This window comes from Metallibacterium scheffleri, assembly GCF_002077135.1.
In the GTDB taxonomy this organism is placed as follows: Bacteria; Pseudomonadota; Gammaproteobacteria; order Xanthomonadales; family Rhodanobacteraceae; genus Metallibacterium; species Metallibacterium scheffleri.
In genome coordinates, this window is sequence record NZ_LDOS01000005.1 from 318,667 (window position 1) to 333,346 (window position 14,680).

Sequence of the window (14,680 nt, forward strand, 5' to 3'; positions counted from 1 at the left end):
GTTCTCCTAGAACAGGATGGCGGCTTGCACCGACGTCGGCGATTCGTCCGCGAGCCTTTCGGCTGGGCTTTCTTCGCCAGCCGGTTGGGCCTGTGGAGTGGTCTGGACTTCATCGACGGTGATGGCCGCCAACTCATCCGTGTTGAACGCCGCACCCTGGGCGATGATCCGCTCGGGATTGGTCAGCATGGTCAGCAGGCCGCGGAGCGTGAGCGCTTCGCGATCTCCCAACCTGCGGCTCGACTGGCCGCCGATGCTCTCGGTCACCACGCCGATCAGGTGAGCCACCGATTCGATGGCAGGCTCGACGATGATCAGTCCCTTGAGCTTGGCGCCCAAGGCCATGACCGCCATGACTGCTGAGCTGGTGACATAGGCTTTCGCCTCGAATCGTTCGTCCAGCAGTTGCTGCGCCGTCTTCGCGACATCGCCAAGAATTGCTCCAAGCAGACTGCCTTGGGTGATGGCCATGCCTTCGTTGATCGGATCGTCCGGGTTATCGCTTGCCGGCTTCAACCGATAACACACGTGGCTGAAGCGGTAACGAGCCCTGACCTCGGAAGGTTCTGGGCGATCCCGGCGCAGAACAGCGACCCATTCCGGGTGCTTTTCTTCCCATTCCCGATAGTAGTCATCGAGATTGCGGCAGAGGCTATCGGCCGCATCGGTGTACTCGGAAGCGATCTTCCGCAACGCCATGTCAAGATCCGCGACCGCGGATCGCGGTACGCCGAATCCCTTCAAAAGCTGGAACCCGACGCGCCCGCACTCAGCATCCGCACGCTTTCGCAGCGTGTTGAACACCTGATTGTGGGCCGGGCTGCAGAAGTGGCGCACCCCGCCACTGAGCACGTCTGACGGCGGCATGTTCTTGGTGTCGTAATCGACGCCGCGCGATGCCCTTCCGCACAGACTTGAGGCACACGCCTCGAATTGGACCAGGATGAGGTCATCCAGGTTCGTCACTGCGTTCGTATTCATGGATTGCTCCGGAGAATGCGAGACGCAACGACCCCCTCGCGGGGATCGTTGGCCCCGCTGGGGTGGTTGAAGGGTGGATCAGAAGAGAATCGCCGTCATGCGCGAGTCTTCGGATCTCACCACGCCGGGCTCGATGAAGCCCTGTTGGACGATGGCCTCATACAGCTCGGGCGGAAGCGCCTTTGCTGCGGCCGAAACGGCGGACGCATCCATGGCGGCATTGTTGGACAGATTGCCGTCATACATCTTGGCAATGCCCTTCTGTGCCATCAGGATCATCAGCGCGGAGTGAGCCGAACCGAGTTCGGTCGTGCTCCGGGCGGAAAATCCGTTTTGCTGTCTGAGCGGGCTTGTTGCCAGTTGCTTCAACAGCTCCTTCGCGGCCTGCTCTTCTTGAATGACCGCGAACACGATCGGCTTCGCGCCTTCCTGTCCGTCACTGTCTTCCTGATTGACCAGGATAAAGCCGTTGGCCTTCAGTTCGAGACACGACCGCTGAAACTGTGCCTCGACGCCGCCCGCGCAAAGCGATGCGGGTATCCGCTTCGGCCTTCCAAGCGTTTTGCTGGTGGCTTCCTTTTCGCTCACGGTCACCGAGTCGGTTTCCATCACCACCGTGGCGATGCGGTGCTTCTGATCGTTCTTCAGCTCGAATTGGTATCTCTTCATGACGACACCTCATGCGGCCTTGGACGGATCGCTCACACCGAACACCTGGGTGATCATTTCGTGGATCGAGATCATCACCGCTGGGCTGGTCCCGTTGGCGAGTGCCAAATCCACGGCGTAGAGCACTGGCGTTTTCCCGCGCTTGGAGATTTCCTGGTACATCACAGCCAGGTTCACCCAGCGAGTCAGCGTGCGCGTGCTCATGGTCACGTCCATGCCCTTTCCTGCCTCGAAGGCGGAACGGATCATGTTGGCGACCTTGACGAACGAGTCGGCGACCTGGTCCTGGATCTTGAAGGCACCCACCAGGATGCTCCTCTCGACCTCGGGATCCGGGTATCCGACCACCAACTTCTGGAAGCGATCGCGGAACGCCAGGTTCTGCACACGGGTTCCCACGTACAGACCGGTTTCGTCGCCGCCTCCCGCGGTGTTGCTGGTCACGATGAAACAGAAGCCCTTGCGGGCCTTGACCAGTTCGTTCGTTTGCTTGATCAGAACGAACCCCCTCTCGAGGATGTCGTTCAGACCGGTCAGCGTGCCTGGATCGAGCAGGTCGATCTCATTGAGCAGGAAAGGGACACCCGCCCGCATCGCGACCGTCAGTGGACCGTCGAGCGTGATGGTCGATCCGCCGGTGGCCACTGTCTGGTAAATGAGGTCATCAACCTCGAGACGATCATGTCCTGTCACCGAGATCAGCGGTACGCCGAGGCGCGCGCAGACCTGCTCGGGCAGCGACGTCTTACCGCTACCCGTGGGCCCGATGAGTTGCAGCCCTTCGGTGGCACCTTCCTTCCAGACGGACCGAAGGAAGTTGATCATGACCAGCAGGTTGTCCCGGCTGAAGACGTAGTTGTTCTTCAGGTCGGGGATGAAGTCGGCCAGTTCTCCGGCTTCCGGAACTTCCATCGGGATAGCAGGAAGCGTGGTGCCGTGAACATTGAACTGGTCCGGCTGCAAGTTGATTTGCTTCATGGTGTGATCCTCTGAAAGGGCACACCCCCAACGGGGGTGCCCGTTGGGCTTAGATGGCCATCGCCAGCTGATTGGCGTTTTCACGCTCTTCAGACTGCTCCTGGCCAACGAATTTCTTGATCAGGTCGCGGTAATTGCGACCCACGAAATGCCGGATGGCATCCGGTTCGAATCCGCCTACGCGACAGCAGAACTCGAACGAGAACGGCGCCTTTGCATTGGCCGCTGGCGCCATCCAACACAGCACCTCCCGACGCGTATCGTCGGTCTTTGCGTCGCGCAGCGATTCCAGTGCGGTTTGCACCATCGCATCACAGAGCCGCGTGATGTCGTCATCGGTCCAGCGGACCATGTCAGCGCACAGAGCGATGCTCTTCTTGCGCTGTTCGACTTGCGTTGCGGCCTCGACAGACCGCGTGCCGTCCTGGCTACCGAATGGCAGATCCAGCTGCGTGATGACCTCGCGCAGCAATGAAGTTCGGAAGCTCAACAGAGCCTCGCGACGCAGTCGACGACGTTCACGCGCGTTGCGAAAAGCCGTGGCTGCCGACTCGAGGAACTCGAGCGGATCGAAGTTGAACAACATGATTGGCCTCCCGCCGGCGTGCGCACGGAAGACCCTTGCGGGCATCGTGTGCGCCCGCAGGCTGATGAAAAACCGGAAGCGCTCCGGCTAGCGTGTTGACGCAATCTGCGTCAGCAACGCTCGAGGCCAGGCCATGACCTCACGCATGCGTCCTCACAGGAAAAGGCGCAGGCGTCAGGTAACAACCTGTAGCGTGCTGTTGGTTGGGCAACACGCAGAAGAAATCGACCGTGCATCGGGCCGGGACCGGCGCGTTAGCGCAGCTAAAGCATGCTTCAGTTCGCGTCTTAGTGCAAGGCGCAGCGGCGTGCAAGCGCCCGATAGACGATTGCCGCTGTCAATGGATGGCTGTGCCGAAGCACCAGCCGAAGCCACTCCAGCTTGCACTGCACTGATCTCGATTTCATTTTCATTTTTTTCTTCGTCAATTTGTATCTCCAGTTTCAGTGCGCCACAGGATGATTCCCCTGTGGCGCACTGCATGACTATTTATGCTGGATTTCAGCCGTTGATATTCGCGTCTTCTTCCAGCATGTCTTCGTAGTCGTCCGGATCCTGGTAGTAGCCCGTTTCACCACCGGAAACCCAGGGTTTCTCGGTCACAAGATAGCCAAGCTTGTTGACGATATGGAATCCCGCAGCAATCACCCAGATACCATCCTCGCCCTCGACCACGGTCCACACGCTGTGTGCGTCCAGGTCCTTCACGTCGTTATAGTCCCTCAGATACGAGCCCTGCCCCTCCTGGCCAGGCGTCTCGACTGGGCCATACCGCTCCCAGAATTCGTGTTCCTTCATCGTCTCGTCGACGACCGTGCTATGCGTGTGCATCGGCAATCTCCCGTTCAACGAGTTCAGCGAGTTCCATGCCTGATACAGGCTGGTGCCTCTGCAGGCGATCCTGCATCGAACCCACAAGCGATTCGAGCTGACTTGTTTGAATCCAGCGCACAAGAAACGATTTGTCCGGTTCGGCACAACGCAACAGCGCCATGTCGCCATCGATGCGAATCGGTTCCGCGTGCATCGCGACTCGATCGCCCTGGTAACCATCATTGAGGTAGATGATCATGCATCCCTCCACTCAAGCCACGGCCTGAACGGATGGATGCGCCTGCTGGTGCAGGAGCCTCGTTTCCGCGAACTCGGTTCCCATCAGCTCGACGAGGCCATTGCAGTAGAAACTGTCGCCTCGACGCATCCCGGCCAGCACTCGACCAACCGACTCTTCAGTGATCGCATGCTGCCGCATGATTGGCGTGATCTCGCTGGTGCGCGAAATGACGCCGATGAGTTTTCCCTCGATCCGCACGACGCAGGATTGCTTGATGCGCCGGCGAACGGACCCGACTTGAATCGTGTCGACGTTCTTCGACATGGAACACCCCGGGCTTGACGCCCTCTGAAATGCCGGAATCGCTCCGGCCAGCGTGTGGCGCATTGCGCGCAACAGGCTGTGAGTCCACAAAGGGCTCGCGCGAACGCGCACGAACACATACGCGCTCGCGCAAGACCTTGGTGTTGGATGCACGGTAACCGTGCATGCAGAGGCGGATGAACAACACCCTGCAGGGCGGCTCCGACCGCGTGGAGCCTATTTCGAAAAGCGCCAATCGCGGGCGGTTCGCGGCCTCATCGGCAAGTTCAGGCTACTGCCTGGACTGCCTTCCGTCAATGCCGCCAGTGATGCCAACTTCGCCGGTATCGGGCATGTCCACCGTTCGCAGGCGCAGCCGACAGCGGGACAGCCGTATTCCAGTCGGCGGCGAACTGGGCTCTCGCGGGCGTGACGGTGGCTCCTGTCAGGACAACACCCATTTCCCGATTGCGATCGAGGGACGACACCGAGAAGTTCTGGCTCCCGATGAATGTCCATTGCTGACCCAGAATCATCTTCGCGTGCATGTATCCCGCTGACTTTGGCATCAGACGCACCTGGACGCCATGCGCGGCCAAGGCTTGGGCGTTCCGCCGGTCTTCCGAGGAGATCGATTCGGGCAGGATGACTTGGGCTTGCGCGCCCTTTGCCTCGATCGTCCGCAGGATCTGTCGATCCGAACCCATTTCCTCGCTCTCGATCTCGACCTGGCCAGGCTGAGCGATCATGGTCTCGATCGCTTGGGTCGCACCAGGCGAGAGAACCAGCCATTTCCTCACGGCGGATGGGGCACTCGTGTTGGTCCAGTCAGCATCGAACACCGCTCGCGCCGATTGTACGATCGCTGGCTGCCGCGTCACCCAAAGGTATTCCCGATTCCGGTTGAAGGCAGACCAGTCGAAATTGGCCGTCCCGATCTCGCAGGCGTGAGCACTGCAGACGTATTTGGCATGGTCAAACACATAGCGCGCTTCGAAGCGTGCAGGCGCTTGCTCGACGCTGGCGCCCGTTGCGCGGGCAGCAGCAAACTCGCGCCGGACTTTTGCGGGAGCCATCTTGTAGGGCCTGCCGTCCAAGATGATTCGGACGTGGACTCCGCGGTGAACTGCGTCTTGCAGCGCGTGCAGGATCCCTCGGTCAGCCAAGTAGTAGACGTTCAGATCGATGCTGTGCTGCGCCTGCTGGATGACCTGAACAACAGGTGCGTCACCTGCGGTTGGCTGGATGTAGAGCATGTCCGGACTCCATTCCAAGAACCCCACGGTGCACATGCGCCGTGGGGTTGTGGTTTACCGTTTACTGTAGCGGGGTGTGGCCGCGCCGAGGTCCATCTGCGGACCCAGCCTGGTCCCCTTCGAAAGCTTGATTCCTTGCTTCAGGCGTTCGGGGTTGCCGCGCACCGGCAATCCAGTCCACACCTCTGGAATGACCGTGATATGGTCCTTTTCGAGATACTTTTCGACTGCTGCCTTAGAACTCATGGTTGGCTCCCTCAGACGTAGAAGAAGATCAAGGCCTCAATGACACTGCCTTTGATGAGTATGCTACTCGCATCGGGCACTTTGACAAGTTTGCCCTGAGCGTCTTCTTCCCATGTTTCCTCGAGGTACAGGTCCCGATAGCCACCCGAATGGGACAGCTTCGATTGGGAACCGAACCGACCGTAGAGCATGCCTTCCGTGGTTCTGACCCCAATGATCAGCGTCTTGTCTTCTCGTTTGCAAATGTTGAGACTGGCAAAGATCGCCTGATCGGTAGCCTGGTCGCTGACCTGCGCAAGGTTCTTGAGTTTGCGCCGCAGAAACCCACTGATCGACCAACCCTGCCTCTGCGCCAAGCCGATGATGCAGCCATAAACGCCTGGCAACACAACGAACGTTAGCCACGCCGTGAATCCTTGGATGGCGCTTCCAAAGAGCATGAGTGGGCTTTTGTACAGGACCGGCTTTTCTACCATGCCATAAATCAAATCCGCATGGCCAGTAGGAACGAAGATCAGAACGGTGAATGCCAACACCATGAACGACCTGATCAGAATCCTGATTGACTCGGCTGCATCGACCGGAACTGATGCCTGTCCGATCGTGAACCTTCTCACGCTGCTGTAGATAAAGCCCGGGAGCACCAGCACTAGAAGGTACGGAATACCCAAGTTGAAGATGTTTTCCATGATGATTACCTCAGCCGTGCGCGCCGTGGTGAAGGAAGCCACCGCGCGCACGCCGCGGTGGTAACTTGACGGGTGCGCCCATCCCTCGCGGGATCAGTGCGCCCGCAAGGGTTTCTTGCTGCATGTCTGTCGCAATTTGAAAGACATTCCCGTGCAGCTTTGCTGTCAGTCAGCAAGGCTCACGGAAACTGTAGATCGCTTTCGCATACGGGAAGCGGGTTGAACCCACTCGTCCAATAGCGGCGTCCGGTCGCGTAAAGCGCATCCTTCGCGCCGTCCCGCGCATAAATTGATTTCACGGTCGTGTCGAACGTCAGACCGTATTCGTTCGTGTAAATCACCCTGTCACCGGCCTTGAATCGCAGAGGCAGCCCATTTTCAGGTGCAAATGGCTTCTGCGTGTCATGCTCGGCAACGACCTCATCGATCCACTCGAAGTGAGTGCTCACGGCATTCTCCCGCATGATTGAATCCGATATGCACGGCTCGGCGCCACCACCCCGCAAGGGGTGATGGCACCAAGGGCGGTGGCGCATGCCGCTTACTCCACAATTTCGCAGATGTATTGCGGCAGCAAGCGATACGTGCGCCCCGCGTCCGTCTTGACGGTGATGACCTTGCGGCCCACCCTGATGACTTGCGCATAGCGCTGCCCCTGCATCCATTGATCGGTTGCCGGGTGCAGCTGGATGCGCTGGCCAATCTGGAAGGCGTCGAGCGAGTAGAGCGTCATGCCAGCGCTTCCTGATGTTTCGCTTCGCTTTGCCAGCCGAAGGACGGCTCGACGGCGTCCAGGAACCAACCCGCCCCCGGCTTGCCAGGGAAGTAAGGCTCGATGCCATAGACGTTGCCCCACTCGCCCCCGAAAACATCAGCGAGAATGTGCGCCGTCGCATGCGCGTACAACGAGAGCATGAACCCGAAGCGACTTTCTTCGAGCGTACCGCTTGGCGCTTCGGCGATGATGCCGGCACGCCGCGCGGTATAGAGCAACACGCGACGTTTCGGGTCATCGATGAGCCGTTCCGACTTGGTGATCACGTTGAACGATATTTCGGCGTCCACGTAATCGCCTAGTGGTGCGGCATTGTGCAAGACCCGCTCGATGACCGACTCATACTCAGGCGTCGAGAACGGTTGCAGGTTGGCTGTCGCGATGCGCCCTTGGCGAACACGGTCGAGTGCACGCGAATAGTAAGCGCGGATATCACCGTCGTTGCCGACGGCCGCGAGCGTGACGAACTTGCGCCCCGTCCGTTGCCCGGCGAATACATTCTCCTGCTCGGTGAAGAGGAAGCAGGCGCGACCTTGATAGCCATTGCGCAGATCAGGGATCCATCCGGGGATGAACTCCAGGATTTCACGCTGGGCGCGCTGGGAATTCACCGCGACCAGAAGATGGCGGTGTTCGATGCTCTGAATGAACATGATGATCTCCCGCCGACGTGCGCACGGAAGACCCTTGCGGGCATCGTGTGCGCCCGCGGGCATTGAAAGACCGGAATCGCTCCGGCTGGCGTGTGGCACGATGCGTGCCGACAGCCGTAGAGGCGCAGAGGCCTCACGCAAACCGCATGGCCGCGTTTTGCGTCAAGTCTCTGAAGGCAGGCGCAGTCAGCCAAGCTTAGCCGTGGCTGGATACGAACGCTGCAGGACGGAAATCAACCGTGCATCGGGCCGGGACCGGCGCTGGCGCGCAGATCTAGGCTAAGGCTGCGCATGCTTCTTGTCAAACCAGCCGATTTGCCTCTCAGAGGCGCATTTGCCGTCGGTGGTGATGCGGGCCGCGCATACGATTCCGGCCATGCCAAACCAAATTCGAATCTTCGCTTTTGCGGCCATGATGGTGCTCTGCGGGTCGGCGTTCTGCACGCCAGCAATCACCATCCCGCCGGCTGTTCTGCAAGCGGTGCACGCGCTGGATCCCGCGGCGCATATCGCGGCCTCGCGCGCCGGCCCAGTGCCAGGCCTTTTCGAGATCTCGACCGGTCGCACGCTTCTTGAGGTTTCAGACAATGGACGGTATGTGTTCGAGGGTCATCTATTCGACCTGAAACGCGGTGTGGATCTCGCAACGTTGGAGGCTAATGGCTGGCGTTCCAGGATCGTTGCCGGGATGCCCAATTCCAGCTTCATCACGTTTGCGCCAGCGCGCCCGCGATTCGTCGTCACGGTCTTCACCGATCCATCATGCGCTTACTGCCAGATCATGGCCGGCCAGATCCATGGCTACCTTGCAGCAGGGATCGAACTTCGCTTCGCTGCCTATCCTGCCGAGATGGGCGCAAGCACCGGCAATCCGATCCTTGCTCGCATCTGGTGCGCACGCAATCCTCAATCAACCTTCATTTCCGCCTTCACACGTCGAGTTGCGCCGCCGGCGACCAGCTATTGCGGCGGCGTGCTGACGACTGACGAAGCTGCGGCGGCGCGCCTGCAACTCCCGGGTACGCCATCTCTGATCGGACCCCACGGGGCTCTACTTGGCGGCTATCTGAGCCCCCGCACTTTGTTGGCAAAACTTGTCCTTGATGCCACCGCGCACGAGGCGCTCTGATTGTGAGCCATATCTTTGCCATCCTCATTGCACTGTTGCTGCTTATTTCTTCGCTCGGCTATCGCGTTGGAATACGCGGTAATGCCCAAGAAGTAGGCGCAAGCGTCAACAAGATCGACGTTGCGAACGCTCTTGTAATTGGTTCCTTCCTCTTTCTCTACTCGCAGCTGGTCTGGCTGCTACCTTGTCACTGACCCGGTGCGCGACAATCCCCGCCGTTCAGGGCGGGGAAGGATAGCGCGGACTGTTCGCACTCCCTGAGACGCCACGAGGGTAGAGGACTTTCACCTCCAAGCAGGTGCGCCCTGCCGGGCGCACCAAAAAAACCCCGGGTTTGATCCCGGGGTTTATGAATAATGTTCTTGCGTGCGTTAGTTAGTTAACCACATCGTGATGCCGCGCATACAGCGCATTGTTCGCATCCAGATGACGCAACTACAGAACCGACCGCGCCACATTCCGTGCAGTCTTTGCCTTTTGGCATTGTTTGCGAAGAGCGCTCCTTCATTGCCTGGTTATTGATCACCGAGAGCACCGTCTTCCCTAACGGCCGGCCGTGTTCATCGCAGTAGCCAAGAACCTTGAATCGGTACTGGATCAATGCGGCGATGTAAGCTACGGTCGATGGATACCATGCCGACCTCTCGGCGCCAGGAACCTGGGCCATGAAGCCACCCATTGGTTCCGCTGCATCGATCAGCTGATCCGTCTTGCGTAGAATCCATCCCGGATCGACGATCCGCATGTCAAGACTGAGCGATTTGCACAAACCATCGAGCGATCGCGGATAGTTGCCTGACAGCCACAAACTGAATGGGCGGCGTTGAGCATTCGGAAGCATGGCCTCCTTCAGAAACAGGCAGAAGTCATCGCCCGTCCCATGATTGGTTACATCCACCGTCCATGAGAGCGTGCCCTCGGCCGTCGTCTTCGGCTCCTTGGCCGACATCAGTGCGTCGATCAGTGGGTGCTCCGAACCTTCGTCCGAGAACGCACCCAACTCTTCGCAGCGATACAGAACAAGTCGAGCAAAGGCCGCGACTGCGCTCGGTACGCGTGTCTCTATACCGTTGGGCATCGTGATCACGAACGGCTCGCCTGGGCACTTGGCCAAGGACTCGAGCTTGCGCCGCAGCCACTCCCGGTCCAGCGTCCGCATGTCCATGCTGATCGACTGTGCCAACGCGGACAGCCCGCGTGGCGCTTCACCCATCGCCCACACCTCGAACGGCGACATATGCCCGTTCTCGATATGACCGATGGTTACCGCGAACGAGCCACCTGGTGCGTCCACCATGTAGGTCCATGACGGATTACCGCCGGGTGGTCGCGGTCGCTTTTCCCACCGAAGAACACCCGAAATCTCGGGAACCTTGGGAATCGTCAGACGACGATCTTCGGCCGCAACGAAAGATTGAACTGCAGCGAACCCTTTTTTAATGGTTCCTGCGGCCTTCTCCACGATGCGGTACGACTTGATCGCCGCCGAGATCTTGATTGTCATGAAGCCCTCCTGCGGGGCGCTCTGCGCCCCGCTATTGGTGGTTGGATCAGAATCGACCATAGACCCCTTCCTTCAGCGCTTCGTACAGATTCGCTGCAGTGTGGGAATCACCGTCGTACTCGATGATGTCGTTACCCTTGGCCTGGACCTCAGTGCCGTCTTCAAGCGTGAAGACGTACTGCGTATTGGCCAGGTCCGACTCTCGAACAAGCACGCCCTGGAATGCCTCTGGGTTGAATCGGAACGTTGTGCATCCCTTCAGCCCACGCTCCGCTGCATAGAGGTAGACGTCTTTGAACTCTTCGAACGCGATGTCCGTTGGGACATTCACAGTCTTGGAGATCGCGGAATCCACCCACATCTGAACGGCCGCCTGCACGTCGATATGCTGCTTTGGCGCCACCGTATCCGCCGACACGAAGTAGCTCGGGAGCTTGTTCTTCGGATCATTGGCATCCGGCGAGGCATTGGGATTGACCAGTGCCCTGTACGCCAGCAGCTCGAAGCTGCACACATCGACCTTCTCCTTGGTCTTGCGCCCCTCTCTGATCACATTGCGTGAGTAGAGGTGCGCGAAGCTTGGCTCGACGCCATTGCTGGCGTTATTGCCGAAGGAGAGCGCGATCGTGCCGGTGGGCGCGATCGAAGTGTGATGCGTGAAACGCGCGCCGACCTCGGCCAACTGCTCGACCAGATCCGGCTCACGCAACGCGATGCGCTGCATGTAGCGGCTGTACTTCGCATGCAGAATGCGTCCATGCAGTCTGTCGCCGACCTTGTAGCCATCGGCAACCATTTCCGGACGCTTGCACAGCATCTCCTGTGTGACTTCGAACTCTTGCAGAAGGATGGGGGCCGGACCCTTTTCCTTGGCCAGATCCAGGGCAACTTTCCACCCCGTGATCGCCATTTCGTAGGCCACATCCGCCGCGAACTCGGCCGAAGCCTTACTCCCGTACGGAATGCCAAGCAGCGCCAGCGTTGAGCCGAGGCCCAGAAAACCCATGCCATGACGCCGCTTGGAAAGGATCTCCCGCTGCTGGCTTTCGAGGACGAGACCGTTGATCTCGACCACGTTGTCCAGCATGCGCGTGAAGATCGCGACCACCTCACGGAACTTGTCCCAATCGAACGACGCCTGCGGCGTGAACGGATCGAGCACGAACCTTGTCAGATTCACCGAGCCAAGCAGACAACTCCCCGCAGGGGGAAGCGGCTGCTCTCCACCATCGCTGTTACTTTCGGCACTGCGCGTTGCGCGCTTCGCCTACTGACCGGCTTTCGCCGGCGGGAAGTCCACTTCGGACTTCCTCTCCCCTTTCATCGAACGCACGTTATCGGGGAGGTCTGACTGTCGCATACCGGCTTCGCCGGCCTCTCTCGCTCAGTCGATCACGCTGCACGGCCTTTCGGCCTGCTTGCGCCCTGTCGCCCGCGTGTCGGGCTTCCAAGTGATCAGAGAGAGTTTTCCTCACGCTCTCGCGCAAGGCCGCATGGTCTACGGGTTGGTGGCTCGGATATGCTCGCAGAACCAGTTGTTGTTCAGCTCGTTGACGCGATCGATCAGGATGAAACCTGGTTCGGCGTAGTCATAGGTGCTGGACATGATCTGGTTCCAGAGCTTGGTCGCCTTGATGGTGTCGTAAATCCGGCACGCCACCAGGCCATCCTCTCGCACGACGTAGTCATCCTTGACCGGCCATTCACGCCACAGCACTTGCGTCGGATCGTCGAGATCCAGCTTGTGCCTTTCGGCGGCCAGAACAGGAAACGTCAACGGCCATTCGGCATTCATCTTGACGGCGTTGATGAAGTCATCGGTGATCAGCAGCGACAGGTTGAAGTTGCGCAGCCTGCCGTTTTCCCGTTTGCACCGGATGAAGTCGCGCGCGTCGGGGTGGCCCACGTCGAACGTGGCCATCTGTGCGCCACGGCGCGCTCCTGCGGAACTCACCGTCGCACACACGCGATCGAAGATGTCCATGAAGGACAACGGGCCGCTGGTGCTGGCCCCCGCTCCCGCTACCATCGCGCCCTTGGGGCGGAGGGTGCTGAAGTCGTACCCGATGCCAGCGCCACTTTTCAGCGTGAGGCCGGCCTGGTGCGCCTTCGCCAGGATGTCATCCATGGAGTCATGGATGGTCTCGCTGACGGTGCAGTTGATCGTCGAGGTCTTCGGCTTGTACGCCGATGCCCCAGCGTTGCTCATGATCCGTCCGGCCGGTGTGGCCCCATTCTCGAGCGCCCAAAGGAACGCTTTGAACGTCGGTTCTCGGCGGTTTTCGCGTTCGACGTCCGCCAGTGCGCGAGCCACACGAACGTAGCTGTCGTGCACGGTGGTATCGACCGGAACGCCATCGAGATCCTTGAGACGGTACTTCTTGTCCCAGATGTCTTCCGATGCGGGTTGCAATGGAAGTTCCAGCCGGGCTTTGATCTTCTGCTGGTGTTGTACGTGCATTGCTCTGCTCCTGTAGTGCGCCCCAACCGGGGCACACCGAAACCCCGATGACATCGAGGCTTGGGTGTGCCCCGGAAAGGGCAATCACCCACCAGAGGCAAAGCTCCCCCATCGGGGAGTGTTGCCCCGGTGGGGTTGAAGGAAAGCGGTATTGCGCTAGGCTGTGGCCATGAAGACCGAACCCAGCAACCGCCGCTTTGAAACCCTCGATGGCGGTCTCGATGCCTACGCGAGTGAATTGCTTCGTCTTGCGACGAAACCTACGCGCGAGTTCGAGGAAGCCATCCAGCGGTTGACTGCGAAGCCTGTTCTCAGCGTCGTGCCCGGCGAGCCGCATACGCGGCGCTGACCGAAGCGACGTTGACCCTGACCGCCTGCTCTTCCGCAATCCTGCGGATGTAATACCTCGCGTCCCTGCGCCCATCCGAATCGCTCGGATACAGGCCGGCCATGATCTCGAGATGCTTGCGGCGTTCCGCGAGCTGATGATCGCTCGCTGTATCCAGGAACTTGAAGAAGTCCCTGATTTCGTCTCTTGACAACATGCAACCCTCCTGCCCATCGGGCCACTGATGAGGACGCATGCGCCCGACGGGCGATCTGTGCGCCCTCGGGTCTGAATTGCTGGATGCCGTCCAGCTACGGTTCGCGGTTGCCCGCAGAAATCGTCTCGTGCTGCTGATGCCTGCGCACGCACGCATGCCCACGCATCAACATCACCGCGGTTATCCACTCGCGATCATGCGGCCCCGCAGTTTCCTGCGGAGCCGCACGTCGTGACCTCATGCTGCCCTCCACTCAAGCCGCCAGAGGCAGGGAGTCACCGCTGGCGAGCAAAGTAAGTTGGGCTGCGATGTAGGCGCGCTGGAAGCGCTGGGCCCAAGCGGGCTTCCGCTCGCAAAGCTGAAGCCATCGACGCGCCTTTTCAGGCGTATCCACGGCGTCCAGCTCAGGATCGGACGTCAGGCCCAGATGTGCCTCCAGGTCCTCACGGGTGACGCTGCTGCTCTTGCTCATGACACGTCCTCTGAATGGCCCCTACCGGGGCACGTCGAAGCGGCCGTTTGGCACAGTCGCTTCGACGTGCCCCGGCGGAAGCCAGGTCGCGTCATGGGCCACCGCACAAGGCGGTGAAAGAGTCAGTAGCGGCCCGCAGGCCCATACGGATCTCGATCGCGCGGCACGCGATCAGACCATCCACAGTGTCGCCGTCGGTCAGGCGCCACAGTGGTTTAGTGAGCCAAAGCGCATTGCGCACGGGCTCGTTCTGGACCCTTGAATGGATGCAGATCAATAGCCGACTCACCTGCCAGGTGGCCGGAACATCGCCATGAAGGCGAAAGGAAATCCCGATTGCCGATCGGGTGCGGAGACGCGCGTGGCGCGTCAATAAACC

The 14,680-nt window shown here is 59.8% G+C and carries 18 protein-coding genes and 2 pseudogenes; 3 read left to right on the plus strand and 17 right to left on the minus strand.

The genetic code is table 11. The annotated features are described in order from the left end of the window. Positions 1-6: 6 nt before the first annotated feature. The 13 genes from Mschef_RS16715 to Mschef_RS16770 all read right to left on the minus strand — a co-directional run bounded on the left by Mschef_RS16715 (position 7) and on the right by Mschef_RS16770 (position 8,190). Entirely contained in the window at positions 7-981 is a 975-nt protein-coding gene (locus tag Mschef_RS16715) for a DUF3150 domain-containing protein (RefSeq protein WP_081130353.1), read from the minus strand. A 78-nt stretch (positions 982-1,059) separates the two neighbouring features. After that, entirely contained in the window at positions 1,060-1,650 is a 591-nt protein-coding gene (locus tag Mschef_RS16720; protein WP_081130354.1) for a hypothetical protein, read from the minus strand. Between the two features lie 9 nt (positions 1,651-1,659). After that, on the minus strand, positions 1,660-2,628 hold the full coding sequence (locus tag Mschef_RS16725) for an AAA family ATPase (protein WP_081130355.1): 969 nt from the start codon (positions 2,626-2,628) through the stop codon (positions 1,660-1,662). A 49-nt stretch (positions 2,629-2,677) separates the two neighbouring features. Further along, positions 2,678-3,211, minus strand: a complete 534-nt coding sequence (locus Mschef_RS16730; RefSeq protein ID WP_136256250.1) for a hypothetical protein — start codon at positions 3,209-3,211, stop codon at positions 2,678-2,680. Positions 3,212-3,715: 504 nt separating this feature from the next. Beyond that, a complete protein-coding gene (locus tag Mschef_RS16735) occupies positions 3,716-4,045 on the minus strand; it encodes a hypothetical protein (RefSeq protein WP_081130357.1) in 330 nt (109 codons plus the stop codon). Then, entirely contained in the window at positions 4,032-4,286 is a 255-nt protein-coding gene (locus Mschef_RS16740) for a hypothetical protein (RefSeq protein ID WP_081130358.1), read from the minus strand. The genes Mschef_RS16735 and Mschef_RS16740 overlap by 14 nt, the downstream gene beginning before the upstream one ends. 12 nt (positions 4,287-4,298) lie before the next feature. Then, on the minus strand, positions 4,299-4,592 hold the full coding sequence (locus Mschef_RS16745) for a hypothetical protein (RefSeq protein ID WP_081130359.1): 294 nt from the start codon (positions 4,590-4,592) through the stop codon (positions 4,299-4,301). A gap of 293 nt (positions 4,593-4,885) precedes the next feature. Beyond that, a complete protein-coding gene (locus Mschef_RS16750) occupies positions 4,886-5,827 on the minus strand; it encodes a phospholipase D-like domain-containing protein (protein ID WP_081130417.1) in 942 nt (313 codons plus the stop codon). 54 nt (positions 5,828-5,881) lie between these two features. Next, a complete protein-coding gene (locus Mschef_RS17535; protein ID WP_136256249.1) occupies positions 5,882-6,073 on the minus strand; it encodes a hypothetical protein in 192 nt (63 codons plus the stop codon). Positions 6,074-6,084: 11 nt separating this feature from the next. Next, on the minus strand, positions 6,085-6,762 hold the full coding sequence (locus tag Mschef_RS16755) for a DUF6338 family protein (RefSeq protein WP_136256248.1): 678 nt from the start codon (positions 6,760-6,762) through the stop codon (positions 6,085-6,087). Positions 6,763-6,941: 179 nt separating this feature from the next. Beyond that, the gene (locus Mschef_RS16760; RefSeq protein ID WP_081130418.1) at positions 6,942-7,211 is read right to left on the minus strand and encodes a hypothetical protein; all 270 of its coding nucleotides are present in this window, start codon (positions 7,209-7,211) and stop codon (positions 6,942-6,944) included. Positions 7,212-7,303: 92 nt separating this feature from the next. Beyond that, positions 7,304-7,495 (minus strand): hypothetical protein, encoded by a 192-nt coding sequence (locus tag Mschef_RS16765; RefSeq protein WP_081130361.1) that lies wholly within the window; start codon positions 7,493-7,495, stop codon positions 7,304-7,306. Next, positions 7,492-8,190, minus strand: coding sequence for a hypothetical protein (locus Mschef_RS16770; RefSeq protein WP_136256247.1), 699 nt, complete (start codon positions 8,188-8,190; stop codon positions 7,492-7,494). The genes Mschef_RS16765 and Mschef_RS16770 overlap by 4 nt, the downstream gene beginning before the upstream one ends. 376 nt (positions 8,191-8,566) lie before the next feature. Between Mschef_RS16770 and Mschef_RS16775 the strand changes: the two genes are divergently transcribed. Further along, the gene (locus Mschef_RS16775; protein WP_168708828.1) at positions 8,567-9,319 is read left to right on the plus strand and encodes a DsbC family protein; all 753 of its coding nucleotides are present in this window, start codon (positions 8,567-8,569) and stop codon (positions 9,317-9,319) included. A 2-nt stretch (positions 9,320-9,321) separates the two neighbouring features. Further along, positions 9,322-9,513, plus strand: coding sequence for a hypothetical protein (locus Mschef_RS17540; protein ID WP_136256245.1), 192 nt, complete (start codon positions 9,322-9,324; stop codon positions 9,511-9,513). A 185-nt stretch (positions 9,514-9,698) separates the two neighbouring features. On the opposite strand, the gene Mschef_RS16780 is transcribed toward Mschef_RS17540, so the two are convergent. The 3 genes and pseudogenes from Mschef_RS16780 to Mschef_RS16790 form a co-directional block, all read right to left on the minus strand. After that, positions 9,699-10,823 carry a hypothetical protein gene (locus Mschef_RS16780; RefSeq protein WP_136256244.1) on the minus strand — a complete coding sequence of 375 codons (1,125 nt, stop codon included), beginning with the start codon at positions 10,821-10,823 and terminating at the stop codon, positions 9,699-9,701. A 46-nt stretch (positions 10,824-10,869) separates the two neighbouring features. After that, positions 10,870-12,048 (minus strand): annotated as a pseudogene (locus tag Mschef_RS16785) (adenosylcobalamin-dependent ribonucleoside-diphosphate reductase); the annotation flags it as partial. 276 nt (positions 12,049-12,324) lie between these two features. Then, positions 12,325-13,284, minus strand: a pseudogene (locus Mschef_RS16790) (ribonucleotide reductase N-terminal alpha domain-containing protein); the annotation flags it as partial. 169 nt (positions 13,285-13,453) lie between these two features. Between Mschef_RS16790 and Mschef_RS16795 the strand changes: the two are divergent. Continuing rightward, on the plus strand, positions 13,454-13,633 hold the full coding sequence (locus Mschef_RS16795) for a hypothetical protein (protein ID WP_081130367.1): 180 nt from the start codon (positions 13,454-13,456) through the stop codon (positions 13,631-13,633). Positions 13,634-14,082: 449 nt separating this feature from the next. Here Mschef_RS16795 and Mschef_RS16810 read toward each other — a convergent pair whose 3' ends face one another. Further along, a complete protein-coding gene (locus Mschef_RS16810; RefSeq protein WP_081130370.1) occupies positions 14,083-14,301 on the minus strand; it encodes a hypothetical protein in 219 nt (72 codons plus the stop codon). Between the last annotated feature and the right edge of the window lie 379 nt (positions 14,302-14,680).

What these genes read in the sequence shown, in the direction of transcription:
- Mschef_RS17535 (WP_136256249.1), bottom strand. Translation starts at nt 6,073, where the DNA reads ATGAGTTCTAAGGCAGCAGTCGAAAAGTATCTCGAAAAGGACCATATC.
- Mschef_RS16780 (WP_136256244.1), bottom strand. Translation starts at nt 10,823, where the DNA reads ATGACAATCAAGATCTCGGCGGCGATCAAGTCGTACCGCATCGTGGAG.
- Mschef_RS16810 (WP_081130370.1), bottom strand. Translation starts at nt 14,301, where the DNA reads ATGAGCAAGAGCAGCAGCGTCACCCGTGAGGACCTGGAGGCACATCTG.
- Mschef_RS16735 (WP_081130357.1), bottom strand. Translation starts at nt 4,045, where the DNA reads ATGCACACGCATAGCACGGTCGTCGACGAGACGATGAAGGAACACGAA.
- Mschef_RS16715 (WP_081130353.1), bottom strand. Translation starts at nt 981, where the DNA reads ATGAATACGAACGCAGTGACGAACCTGGATGACCTCATCCTGGTCCAA.
- Mschef_RS16765 (WP_081130361.1), bottom strand. Translation starts at nt 7,495, where the DNA reads ATGACGCTCTACTCGCTCGACGCCTTCCAGATTGGCCAGCGCATCCAG.
- Mschef_RS16775 (WP_168708828.1), top strand. Translation starts at nt 8,567, where the DNA reads ATGCCAAACCAAATTCGAATCTTCGCTTTTGCGGCCATGATGGTGCTC.
- Mschef_RS16795 (WP_081130367.1), top strand. Translation starts at nt 13,454, where the DNA reads ATGAAGACCGAACCCAGCAACCGCCGCTTTGAAACCCTCGATGGCGGT.
- Mschef_RS16750 (WP_081130417.1), bottom strand. Translation starts at nt 5,827, where the DNA reads ATGCTCTACATCCAGCCAACCGCAGGTGACGCACCTGTTGTTCAGGTC.
- Mschef_RS16745 (WP_081130359.1), bottom strand. Translation starts at nt 4,592, where the DNA reads ATGTCGAAGAACGTCGACACGATTCAAGTCGGGTCCGTTCGCCGGCGC.
- Mschef_RS16755 (WP_136256248.1), bottom strand. Translation starts at nt 6,762, where the DNA reads ATGGAAAACATCTTCAACTTGGGTATTCCGTACCTTCTAGTGCTGGTG.
- Mschef_RS16720 (WP_081130354.1), bottom strand. Translation starts at nt 1,650, where the DNA reads ATGAAGAGATACCAATTCGAGCTGAAGAACGATCAGAAGCACCGCATC.
- Mschef_RS16740 (WP_081130358.1), bottom strand. Translation starts at nt 4,286, where the DNA reads ATGATCATCTACCTCAATGATGGTTACCAGGGCGATCGAGTCGCGATG.
- Mschef_RS16770 (WP_136256247.1), bottom strand. Translation starts at nt 8,190, where the DNA reads ATGTTCATTCAGAGCATCGAACACCGCCATCTTCTGGTCGCGGTGAAT.
- Mschef_RS16725 (WP_081130355.1), bottom strand. Translation starts at nt 2,628, where the DNA reads ATGAAGCAAATCAACTTGCAGCCGGACCAGTTCAATGTTCACGGCACC.